The 11,891-nt window shown below is 33.9% G+C and carries 13 protein-coding genes and 1 pseudogene; 13 read left to right on the top strand and 1 reads right to left on the bottom strand.

Annotation, left to right across the window (positions count from 1 at the left end; all coding sequences use genetic code 11):
* Positions 1 to 5: 5 nt before the first annotated feature.
* The 10 genes from G6R02_RS04295 (at position 6) to G6R02_RS04340 (ending at position 9,445) form a co-directional block, all read left to right on the top strand.
* Positions 6 to 1,013 carry an NAD-dependent 4,6-dehydratase LegB gene (locus G6R02_RS04295; protein WP_164668010.1) on the top strand — a complete coding sequence of 336 codons (1,008 nt, stop codon included), beginning with the start codon at positions 6 to 8 and terminating at the stop codon, positions 1,011 to 1,013.
* On the top strand, positions 1,010 to 2,179 hold the full coding sequence (locus G6R02_RS04300; protein WP_164668011.1) for a LegC family aminotransferase: 1,170 nt from the start codon (positions 1,010 to 1,012) through the stop codon (positions 2,177 to 2,179). Before G6R02_RS04295 ends, G6R02_RS04300 begins: the two co-directional genes overlap by 4 nt.
* A 68-nt stretch (positions 2,180 to 2,247) precedes the next feature.
* Positions 2,248 to 3,399, top strand: a complete 1,152-nt coding sequence (locus G6R02_RS04305; protein WP_164668012.1) for a DUF4915 domain-containing protein — start codon at positions 2,248 to 2,250, stop codon at positions 3,397 to 3,399.
* A gap of 30 nt (positions 3,400 to 3,429) precedes the next feature.
* A complete protein-coding gene (locus G6R02_RS04310) occupies positions 3,430 to 4,107 on the top strand; it encodes a WbqC family protein (protein WP_164668013.1) in 678 nt (225 codons plus the stop codon).
* A 33-nt stretch (positions 4,108 to 4,140) separates the two neighbouring features.
* Positions 4,141 to 5,307 carry a UDP-N-acetylglucosamine 2-epimerase gene (gene neuC / locus G6R02_RS04315; RefSeq protein ID WP_205520056.1) on the top strand — a complete coding sequence of 389 codons (1,167 nt, stop codon included), beginning with the start codon at positions 4,141 to 4,143 and terminating at the stop codon, positions 5,305 to 5,307.
* Positions 5,308 to 5,327: 20 nt separating this feature from the next.
* Entirely contained in the window at positions 5,328 to 5,996 is a 669-nt protein-coding gene (locus tag G6R02_RS04320; RefSeq protein WP_164668015.1) for a PIG-L deacetylase family protein, read from the top strand.
* A gap of 2 nt (positions 5,997 to 5,998) precedes the next feature.
* A complete protein-coding gene (neuB, locus tag G6R02_RS04325; protein WP_164668016.1) occupies positions 5,999 to 7,072 on the top strand; it encodes an N-acetylneuraminate synthase in 1,074 nt (357 codons plus the stop codon).
* Positions 7,069 to 7,695, top strand: coding sequence for an acetyltransferase (locus G6R02_RS04330; RefSeq protein ID WP_164668017.1), 627 nt, complete (start codon positions 7,069 to 7,071; stop codon positions 7,693 to 7,695). The genes neuB and G6R02_RS04330 overlap by 4 nt, the downstream gene beginning before the upstream one ends.
* A gap of 2 nt (positions 7,696 to 7,697) precedes the next feature.
* Entirely contained in the window at positions 7,698 to 8,744 is a 1,047-nt protein-coding gene (locus G6R02_RS04335) for a nucleotidyltransferase family protein (protein ID WP_164668018.1), read from the top strand.
* Complete coding sequence (locus G6R02_RS04340; RefSeq protein ID WP_164668019.1) at positions 8,744 to 9,445, top strand: acylneuraminate cytidylyltransferase family protein; 702 nt, start codon at positions 8,744 to 8,746, stop codon at positions 9,443 to 9,445. The genes G6R02_RS04335 and G6R02_RS04340 overlap by 1 nt, the downstream gene beginning before the upstream one ends.
* A 52-nt stretch (positions 9,446 to 9,497) precedes the next feature.
* Here the strand turns inward: G6R02_RS04340 and G6R02_RS20030 are convergent.
* A pseudogene (locus G6R02_RS20030) lies at positions 9,498 to 9,662 on the bottom strand (restriction endonuclease); the annotation flags it as partial.
* 586 nt (positions 9,663 to 10,248) lie between these two features.
* Here G6R02_RS20030 and G6R02_RS04350 point away from each other — a divergent pair.
* The 3 genes from G6R02_RS04350 to G6R02_RS04360 all read left to right on the top strand — a co-directional run bounded on the left by G6R02_RS04350 (position 10,249) and on the right by G6R02_RS04360 (position 11,798).
* Positions 10,249 to 10,680, top strand: a complete 432-nt coding sequence (locus G6R02_RS04350; protein ID WP_164668020.1) for a hypothetical protein — start codon at positions 10,249 to 10,251, stop codon at positions 10,678 to 10,680.
* Entirely contained in the window at positions 10,649 to 10,939 is a 291-nt protein-coding gene (locus G6R02_RS04355) for a type II toxin-antitoxin system RelE/ParE family toxin (RefSeq protein ID WP_164668021.1), read from the top strand. The genes G6R02_RS04350 and G6R02_RS04355 overlap by 32 nt, the downstream gene beginning before the upstream one ends.
* Before the next feature lie 160 nt (positions 10,940 to 11,099).
* Positions 11,100 to 11,798, top strand: coding sequence for a Uma2 family endonuclease (locus tag G6R02_RS04360; protein WP_164668022.1), 699 nt, complete (start codon positions 11,100 to 11,102; stop codon positions 11,796 to 11,798).
* Positions 11,799 to 11,891 lie beyond the last annotated feature (93 nt).

The raw sequence follows: 11,891 nt of genomic DNA on the forward strand, positions 1-11,891 counted from the left end.
AGTTGATGATTAATAATAAAAAAATCTTAATTACTGGTGCCGATGGCTTTATAGGTTCCCATCTAACAGAAGAGTTAATCCGACAAGGATACAGTGTCAAAGCCTTCGTCTATTATAATTCTTTTAATTCCTGGGGCTGGCTGGATACAGTACCTAAAAATGTTAAGGATAAATTGGAGATTTTTGCTGGTGATGTACGTGATGCTTTTGGTGTAAAAGAAGCTATGAAGGGATGCGATACAGTACTTCACTTAGCGTCGTTAATCGCTATACCATATTCGTATCACTCTCCAGCTACGTATGTGGATACCAATATTAACGGTACATTGAACATACTTCAAGCTGCTCGGGAACTCGGAATTTCAAAAGTCGTCCATACTTCTACTAGTGAAGTTTATGGTACTGCTCAATATGTTCCAATTAACGAAGAACATCCATTGCAAGGACAATCGCCTTATTCTGCGTCAAAAATTGGTGCTGACCAAATGGCGATGTCTTTTTATCGGTCTTTCGAAACACCAGTTACAATAATTCGACCGTTTAACACTTATGGTCCTAGACAATCTGCCCGTGCTGTTATACCCACGATTATAACTCAACTAGCTTCAGGCAAACGGAAGATCAAATTAGGAGCACTTCAGCCAACCCGTGATTTTAATTATGTCAAAGATACTGTTAATGGGTTTATTTCAATTATGAAAAATGGGAGATTTATAGGTGAAGTGATAAATATTGGAAGCAATTTTGAAGTGTCCATTGGAGAAACTACCGAATTAATAGCAGAAGTAATGGGTGTTGACATAGAAATAGAATCGGATAATACCCGTCTTAGGCCTGAAAAAAGTGAAGTTGAGCGTTTATGGGCTGATAACCAAAAAGCCCGAGACCTATTGGGATGGCAACCTAGTTATGGAGGAAAAGAAGGATTTAAAAAAGGTCTTAAAGAGACGGCGGAATGGTTTATGGACAAAAATAATCTATCTCAATATAAGGCAGATGTATATAATATATGATGGGTGAATGGTTTAAATTAGCAGAAAAAATTAAAAGTACATATCCAGGCAAGGACATAGTTCCGTTACACGAACCTGTACTTTCCGGCAATGAGAAAAAATATGTAGATGACTGTATTGAGGCTGGATGGGTATCTTCAGTAGGGAAATATGTTGATAGATTTGAAGAAAATCTAGCAGAGTATACTGGTGTGAAGAGAGCAGTAGCTGTTGTTAATGGCACTGCCGCTTTACAAGTGGCACTGAAAATAGCTGGTGTACAACCACATGATGAAGTTTTAATGCCGTCATTAACATTTATCGCTACAGCAAATGCTGTTTCATATTGCGGTGCCAAACCTCACTTTGTTGATGTATCAAATAAAACATTGGGACTCGATCCTGTAAAACTCGAGGATTATTTGACAGATATAGCAATTTTGAGAGATAACGTCTGTATAAACAAATATACTGGAAATATAATTCGAGCGGTAGTCCCAATGCATACTTTTGGTCATCCAGTTGAATTAGATCCTTTGATAGAAGTTTGTGAGAGATTCAAAATCGTTATGGTGGAAGATGCTGCCGAATCATTAGGTTCTTTTTATAAAGGTGTTCACACAGGGAATTTCGGAAAAGTTTCTGCTTTTAGCTTTAATGGAAATAAAATTATTACAACAGGGGGCGGTGGTGCAATCCTGACAAATGATGAGAAGCTTGCAGACTATGCTAAACATCTAACTACTACCGCTAAAGTCCCTCATCAATGGAAGTATGAACACGATGAAATTGGTTTTAATTATAGGATGCCAAATATAAATGCGGCATTAGGGTGTGCACAGATAGAACAATTGGATAGTTTTATTGAAAAAAAGAGACAACTAGTAGATATATACGAGGAAATTTTAAAGGAATACAACGGTATTAAATTATTTAAAGAGAATGAGGCTTCAAAAAGCAATTATTGGTTACAGACACTAATCTTAGAAGATAATGGGTACGATGTAAAGGAGTTGTTGAATCAATTGAATAATTTGGGAATAATGGCTAGACCAGTCTGGTCACCTATACATACCCTAGAGCCCTATAAAAAAAACTTGAAATCTGACTTATCGGTAACTGAGCAATTGCAATTTAATGTAATAAATTTACCTAGTACCCCTTATCTAAAGACTGGAAGGAAATGAACTCAAAGCTGGTTTATATAATTAAGAGTAAATAAACGTTATGTTTGGTATTTAGCAAGGAGGCCAAGATGAAGTTTTTTAATTTATTTAATAAAATTTATAATAAAAAATTAATTATATTTGGAGCTGGACTAGTAGGAAAGAATTTAATTGAGGAATACGACTTACCTATTAATTATTTTGTAGACAATGATCAAAATAAATGGGGAAGTAAAATCAATAACACACCTATATACTCACCGGAGAGATTAAAAAGAGAAAATAAAAAAGATGTTGCTATTATTATACTATCCGAAGCATTTGAAGCTATCTCGGAACAATTAGAATCTCTCGGGTTTAACAAAAATGAACATTTTTGGCTTAATCCGGATCATGAAAATATAAACCAACCTATTGTTGATATAAAAAATATAAATAAAAGTCTTTTAGTTACATGCTTTAGTACAAATGGTGGGTTGTTTTTAATTGATCTGAAAGAAAATAATATTACAAAATTAGTTAGTGGTAATTTTAGAGGAATTATTAAGACAGATAACTACCTCTTTGTTGCCGATGAATTTGAAGGGATAATTCAATTTGATGAAAGAATTAATGTTATTGACCACTATAAATACGATGAAGTAATTAATACTCACGGTTTAGCTTTCGATTCAGTTAGAGAAATTTTATATGTTGCTGAAAGTGGAAAAGATAGAATTGGGATTTTTGAAACAAACCCGCTTCGTAGGATAGATGAGATTAGTATTGGTGAATTAGGTGATGGCTCGCATCATATCAATGATTTATGGATTGATGAGAAAAAAATGTATATATCCATGTTTTCAAAGATAGGAAGATGGCGAAAAGGGATTTTTGATAGTGTTGTAGTAGAGTTGGATTTAGATTCAAAATACATAACAAATACTTTAATAGAAGGACTAAAACAACCACATAGTGTAAAATTATTCAATGATAAACTGTATTATTTAGATTCTATGAATTTCAATCTAGGGCTTAACGGTAATACTATTGCAGAATTTAATGGTTTCTTAAGAGGATTGACGTATGACGGGAACTATTTTTATATTGGACAGAGTGAATTAAAATACCTGAATCGAAAGCCAAACAATAAAAATAATGTAAATATTGGTTGTGGTATATATATTTACGATTCAAATGCTGAGATTAGTCGATTTGTAAATGTTCCAGCAACATATATTTATGATATTATTTTATGTTGATACGTTTAAATATGTGGATAAGGGGATTATATGAAAAAAATCGCAATACATCAAAGTCAATATTTACCGTGGGCACCATACTTTAGAAAAGTAGCTCAATCTGACTTATTTGTAATTATGGACGCGGTTCAATTTCAGAAGAACGGAGTTCAAAATCGAAATAAAATAAGAAACAAGCATGAAGATTTTTGGTTAACCATTCCAGTATCAGGAAGTATTAATGATTTAATATTAGAAAAGTCAATTTCAAATCCTTTATGGAAGAAAAAACATTGGAAATCTATTAGAACAGCTTATCAAAAGGCACCTTATTGGTATCAGTATGCCAATAAATTAGAAGCTTTATATTCACAAGATTATAAAAGTCTTTTTGAAGTTAATGATAATGTTTTTAAATTTATTATTAAGGAGTTAGAAATTGATACAGATATTGTTTACTTGTCCGATTTAAATACTCAGATGTCAAAATCCAATTTGGTTTTAGAAATATGCCAAAAACTAGATGCCAATGTATACCTCAGTGGTCATGGCGGAAAAAGCTATTTAAACGAAAGTGATTTTTCAAAACGAGGAATATATATTGAATATCTCACATCTGAAATCCCTAAATACCCCCAACTTTATGAAGGTTTTTCACCTGGTCTTTCCATTATAGATATGATGATGAATGTTGATCTTTCAGTAATAAAGGAATACTTATATAAATGATTAATATTTGTATAAAGAGGAAGGGGCTGGAAAATGATAATGAAAACTAAGGTTTTAGCTTTAACAGGTATACGCTCTGAGTACGATTTATTATTTCCATTATTAAAAGCTCTTGATAAAGATAATCAATTTGATTTAAGAATTGTAGTTTCTGGTGCTCATCTCTCACCATTGCACAATTATTCTATCTCACAGATTGAAAAAGATGGTTTTTATATTGCTGATAAAATAGAAACTTTGTTGTACTCTGATTCATTAATGGGTAAGGTGAAATCATCTGCCGTATTAATGCAATCCCTGCCACAAACCTTAGAGCGAGAAAAACCGGATTTCTTAATTATACTAGGTGATAGAGAAGAGGCAATTATTGGAGCTTTAACTGCAGCTTATATGAACATCCCTGTGATTCATTTGGCTGGTGGGGATAACACTCTACCTAAAGACGGTGATGTCGATGAACAAGTGCGCCATGCCACTACAAAACTAAGTCATGTACACTTAACTATGACGGAAGCTCATTCTGAACGTATTAGAAAATTGGGGGAAGAGAATTGGAGGATTCATACTGTAGGTAGTGGTGGTATTGATAGATTGAGGGCGGAACCTGAAATCTCGGTAAAACAAATGTCAAATTTTTTGGGGAATGGAGTTGAAAACGATTATGTGATTTTAATTTATCATTCTTTACCTTCAAATATAGATGTGATTTCGGATGAACTAAAAATTTGCTTTGAATCCATTATTGAACAAGATTTACATGTTTATGTAGGTTCTCCAAATAGTGATCCTGGCTCACAAAAAATCCTTGAAGTTATTGATGGATATAAACATTACTCCAATGTACATATCTACAATAATTTGCCGCGTACTGAATTCGTAAATTTACTTAGAAATGCTAAATGCTTAATTGGAAATTCATCTTTGGCATTTCATGAAGCTTCCTATTTAGGTTTGCCAGCAATTAATATTGGTGAAAGACAAAGAGGGAGGACAGCGGGTGAGAATGTCAAGTTTGTAAATTCTGGTAAAAAAGAGTTTCAACTGGCTCTCAAAAGAGCAGTACATGATCCGCAATACAGGTATTCTATTAAGAAAGATCGGTTCATTTATGGTGATGGGTATATGGCAGAGAAATCAATAGAAATTTTGAAAAAATTGCCTTCTAAACGTGAATTATTAGCTAAAAGAATAACTTATTAATTGACTTGGAGGGAGAATAAGTGAAGAATATTGTTGTTATTGCTCCTCACCCAGATGATGAAACTCTTGGATGTGGAGGTACACTGCTAAATCATAAACAAAAGGGCGACAACATCCATTGGATAATAGTTACCAAGATGACTAGTAAACTTAATATTTCAAGTGAGAATATACTTAAACGACAAAAGGAAATAAGCGAAGTAACTTATAAGTATGGTTTTAGCTCTGTACATGAACTGAAATTTCCAACAACCTTATTGGACACAATTCCTATAGGAGATATAATTGCAAAAATTAGCGATGTTTTCTTAAACATAAGACCAAATATAGTCTATGTTCCATACCGAGGGGATGTACATACAGATCATGCTATTGTATTTGACGCAGCAATTGCTTGTACAAAGTGGTTTAGATATCCTTTTGTTGAAAGAGTATTAATGTACGAAACTCTTTCAGAAACTGATTTTAACCTTAATCTAGATTTAAATGGATTCAGGCCAAATGTTTTTGTTAATATTGAACCTTATCTACAGCAAAAGATTGATATTATGAATATTTTTGATACTGAAATTGAAGAATTTCCATTTCCGCGCAGTGTAAAGGCAATAAAATCATTAGCTCACCTAAGAGGAGCTGCTGCAGGTTATGAAGCAGCGGAAGCATTTATGCTTTTAAAAGAGAGGGTCTAGTTATGCAAAAAACATTCATTATCGCAGAAGCAGGAGTAAATCATAATGGTTCACTAGAATTAGCGTACCAATTAGTAAATGAAGCAGTTAAATCCGGTGCAGACGCAATAAAATTTCAAACATTTAAAACGGAGAATTTAGTGACAAAAAATGCTAAGCCATCCGAATATCAAGAAAAAAACCTTGGTAATCCATCTACTCAATTTAACATGTTGAAGAAATTAGAATTAAGCTATGAAGATTTTAGACAATTAAAACGCTATTGTGATGAAAAAGGCATCATCTTCCTATCTACACCATTTGATCTGGAAAGTGTAGATTTTTTAATTCAGGAAATCGGGTTACAGCTCATGAAAATACCATCTGGAGAAATTACGAATGCACCTTACATATATAGAATTTCTGCCCAAAGAGTAAAGGTCATTCTTTCAACCGGCATGGCAAACATAGAAGAAATTCATAATGCATTGGCTTTCTTATCATATGGCTATGCGGCAAAGTCTGGAATTTCATATGAAAAAGCTAAAGATTATTATAAAACGAGTGAAGCGAAACAATTATTGAGAGATAATGTCAGCATACTTCACTGTACAACGGAATACCCGGCGTCATTTGAGGAAATTAACTTGAATGCAATGAATCATATTAAAAGGGAATTTCAGCTTCCTTTTGGTTTGTCAGACCATTCAGAAGGTATACTTGTTCCAATTGCCGCAGTTGCTAAGGGGGCTAGCATCATAGAAAAGCACTTTACTATAGATAGAACACTTCCGGGACCTGATCATAAGGCATCACTGGAGCCGAACGAATTAAAAGAAATGATACAATCTATTCGTCTAATTGAAAAGGCTTTAGGAAAAAGTGAGAAAAAGCCAACAAAGAATGAATTAAAAAATAGGGACACTGCAAGAAAAAGTTTGATAGCAGCAAGGGAAATCAAAATAGGTGAAAAATTCACGCAGGAAAACTTATCTATAAAACGTCCTGGAACAGGGATCTCCCCACACTTGTATTGGAATTATCTTGGACAAACTGCTAAAAAAAAATATAAGGAAGACGAGGTTATTCAGGAATGAGTGAAAAACCTGTTATTATTATTGGAAATGGAGGGCACGCGAAGGTGCTAGTGGATATCCTACAACAACAAAGCAGAGAGATTATCGGTTTTACTGCACCTAGCGAGGAAAAAAACGAAAATGGACTTTTGTATATAGGAAATGACAAATCAATACTCCAGTACTCCCCTGAAAAAATTGAATTGGTGAATGCTCTTGGTTCGACATCTAATACGGAGCATAGAAAAAAAATATATGAATATTTTAAAGCTAAATTTTACTCTTTCTCAAAAGTGGTCCATCCTAAAGCAATTAACGCTGAAAACAATAACTTAGGTGAAGGTACACAAATTATGGCTGGTGCTATTATTCAACCTTTTGTAAAAATTGCCGATAATAGTATTGTAAACACATCAGTTAGCATTGATCATGATTGTTCCATTGGTAAACATTGTCATATAGCTCCCGGAACAATACTTTCAGGGGGAGTTACAGTTGGAAACTCAACACATATTGGTGTGGGAGCAACTATTACTCAAAATGTCAAAATTGGCAGTAATGTTTTAATTGGTGCTGCTTCCCTTGTGTTAGCCGATGTGAACACTGGTAGTACAGTATATGGAATACCAGCTAAGGAAGTGTAAAAATGACAGCATGGAAAAAAATACTTGTATCACCATTTACGTCAATTATTAAAACTATGGAAGTTGTTGATCAAACAGCCTTACAGTTCGCTGTTGTTGTAGATAGAGAAGGAAAATTGTTAGGTACAGTTACCGATGGAGATATTCGTCGCGGTATCTTAAATGGATTACCATTGGAGTCTTCTATACAAAAAGTTATGAATTCTAATCCAGTATACGAATACTCAGGTAAAAATCCATATTACTATAATGAAATATTAGAACGAAGAAATCTGCAACAATTACCTATAGTAGATAAAAATAAAAGAGTTTGCCAAATATTTTTTTCAAATGACTTACATAAAGTGAAACAAAAAGATAACGTTGTAGTACTAATGGCTGGAGGGTTGGGAACAAGGCTCAGACCCCTAACTAATGACACTCCCAAGCCGATGCTAAATGTGGGAAATAAACCAATATTAGAACAAATCATCGAAAGTTTTAAAAGCTTTGGATTTTCAAGATTTATTTTAACAGTAAATTATAAAAAAGAGAAAATAAAAGATTACTTTCAGGATGGCAGTTTTTTAGGAGTTAATATTTCATATATTGATGAAAATAAGAGACTGGGAACGGCAGGCGCACTTTCATTATTAAATGAACAGCCTGATAGACCATTCTTTGTTATGAATGGTGATTTATTAACAAAAATAAATTTTGAACAACTATTGGATTTTCATAATGAAAATAATTCTATAGCAACAATGTGTGTGCGGGAACATGAGTATCAAATCCCATATGGAGTTATTGAAACTGATAATCATAAACTACTATCTATCGAAGAAAAACCTGTGCAAAGTAATTTTGTAAACGCTGGAATATATGTGTTGAATCCAGAAGTATTAGAGTATGTTCCTAAAAATTGTTTTTATGATATGCCAGATCTTTTTAATCAATTAATGGTTAACAATAAAGAAGTGTCTGCATTTCCACTTAGAGAGTACTGGATGGATATTGGACAAATAGACGATTATGAAAAAGCCAATGTAGAATATAGTGGGGTATTTTAATGATTAATAACAAAACAGTATTAGCTATTATTCCTGCTAGAGGTGGATCAAAAGGTGTTCCTAGAAAAAATATTAAAAATTTAGCAGGGAAGCCTTTAATTGCTTGGACTATCGAAGAAGCTAAAAAATCAAAATATATTGATAGATTAATTCTAACTTCCGAAGACAAAGAAATTATTAATGTAGCACGATTATTCGGTTGTGAGGCACCTTTTATTAGACCGCAAGAATTGGCAAATGACAATACCCCTGGAATCGAGCCAATCCTTCATGCGATAGAACAAGTAAGAGGTTATGATTATGTAGTTCTGTTACAGCCAACTTCGCCACTAAGAAATACACAAGACATTGACCAGACTATTGAAAAGTGCGATAAGAATAACGGTGTGGCTGCAGTATCTGTAACTGAGTCAGACAAAAGCCCATATTGGATGTATCAGCTTGAGAAAGAAATGATGACTCCTTTAATTGATATAAATAATGTTCCAAAAAGAAGACAAGATGCTCCTAAAGCGTATGTTCTTAATGGAGCAGTGTATGTATCAAAGGTTGACAAAATTTTAGAAGAAAAAAATTTTTTGCAGAAAGAGAAAATTGCTCACATTATGCCATCAGAAAGATCATTGGATATTGATAGGGAATTAGATTTTACGGTTTGTGAGGTGATGATAAATAACATCAGTAGCAATTATGAGAATTAAGCTAGAAGGATATACATACTCTTGATATATTTACATCCATACTAGTTAATCTCTAACTTTTTAGTGTTAGCATTTGTATCCAATCAAATCCATTTAAAGACTCCCTATCATAAAGCTTCACTCTATTCGATCTAGCTAACTTAACAGCAGCCTGGGTAAAATGACTATTCGTTACTACCCACGCTTCTGTTGATTGATAGTGTTCCTTTGCAGCAACGACTTCCTGAACGGATTAAATGCCAACATTCTTTTTATACCTTTTTGCCTGAACCACTATCTATTTTCAATCATTTGATGTTAATAGTAAATCTGCGCCGAAGTCACCTGTCGTTTTTGTTAATCTTACCTTGTAGCCTCTTTTTATCTATCTTAACAATTCCAGAACGGGTAATTTTTTGCTTGTATAAAATAGAAGCAACAACATTGTAGAGAACGTATAACATAACCAAGCCATCCAAAGGTATAGACTCCAAAGGTCCATTCGTTCGTTCTACCATACACGAGGAATGATATAATCCCGATCGCTCCCCATATTTCATTATTTTTCTTCAATATTTAATTTTAATATTTAAATTATATACTATTTTTGGGTAAAGTGTTGGTAACTTTTGGATCTATAAAGGTATTTGACAATTTTGTCCACTTCAGCGGAATAACTCTCCTAGATTTAACATGCCTTGGCAGAAAGAAAGTATACCGTTCCCGTTGTCTTAAAATATACACCTTTCAAATTACACTTTTCCTTCACAATGCATTACAATATAATCATATAATTACTTGACAAATGAAAAGAGGTGAAATAGATGAATATTCGTAAGGAAGATGTGTATAGTCTTTTAGAAAAAATGAATGAAAGAGAAACGAAACTAGCCTATAGGATTTTGAGGGAAATCATCCATCATAAAATCAATGTTCCCGAAGAATTAATAAAAGAAGATACAGAACAGTGGGGGAGTGTAAAAGAGAATATGAAAAATAATTCTATTGCGATTGGTACAATTGATTCGAATGAATTTTCAGTTGAGATTCTCAAGGATCTAGTGTCGCAAGGTTACAGTGGTGATGAACTTGTAGAGCAGTTTGAAATTAAAAGTGCCAATGTCCAAAATGCCATTAAAAAAATGCTTGATGAAGCTAGTGAAATTGTTGCTGGAGAAAAAAAGCAGCAAGTTATAAAGACATATTTGGTTCGGAGACTTAATTATGTGCGAATTATTATTTACCTCAGCCTCTGAACGGTATCTTAAAAAAATAAAAGAAAAGCCTCTGAAAGCAGCATATCAAAATGCCTTCCGGGAAATCCGCGAAAATTCTTATATTGGACAACTAGAGCACGGCAATCTATCCGGTATTTATGGATTAGATGTAAAATACAAAGGAACAAAATATGAAATTGCATATACAATCTTCGAGAAAGACGACAAAAAGGTCGCTGTGCTATTAGCGGGGACGAGAGAGAACTTCTACGATGAGTTGTCCCGATATTTGAGGTAATAATTAGGAATCGACCTTATATACAGAAGAATGTGTATTTCCTTCACCATGAAAACCATTTTTGAAATTATACCACCCCTGCCTAATGCATAATTCTACAATATCGCATTACCAAAATTATTCACACATTAGAAAAATTCCCTGAACGGAGGAACCTGAAATGAGCCTGGCCAATTTTTCAAATAAAATGTCTTACGCTGACTATCTCAAGCTTCCTGAGGGTACGACCATGCAAATAATTGATGGTGTACCTTACAACATGTCTCCGGGGGACCCCACGACTATTCATCAGCAAACCTCCATGAATGTATCACACCTGTTTATGAACTTTTTTAAAGAGAGGGAATGTGAAGTTTTTGCCGCTCCATTTGACGTACGTTTGTTTGCCAGAGATAAAATGGACGAGGAGATTGTTAATGTTGTCCAACCTGATATTTCAGTAATCTGTGTTAATGATAAACTTGATGACAAAGGCTGTATTGGAGCGCCGGATTTGATTGTTGAAATATTATCCCTATCAACTGTAAGGCTGGATAAGGTTATCAAGCTAAATCTTTATGCCGATGCCGGGGTAAAAGAATATTGGATTGCTGACCCGCAAAACAGACTGATCGAAATTTTCCATCTGGATTCACATGGTAATTACGCATTGCCTGATATCTTTTCAACAGCAGACACAATTGATTCATCCATTTTTAAGGAGTTAAAGGTGGAGGTGAGTGAAGTGTTCCCGTCATCACCGCTGATTAAAGAGGAAAGCACTGATTATCATAATCTTTTTGATAGGATAGATAATTTACCTGCAGAAGAAAGGAGTGCGCTTTTAGCTCGCATGAAAAGCCGTTATTTTTCGGACTAGATTTAAATGCGTAAAGTGCCTGGCACCACCCGGATTTTGTCAAATTTCGTCGAATTAAAAATAACCCTCAATGGAACAGGATTATGTGAATTA

Source organism: Virgibacillus doumboii (genome assembly GCF_902806455.1).
Taxonomy (GTDB): Bacteria; Bacillota; Bacilli; order Bacillales; family Amphibacillaceae; genus Lentibacillus; species Lentibacillus doumboii.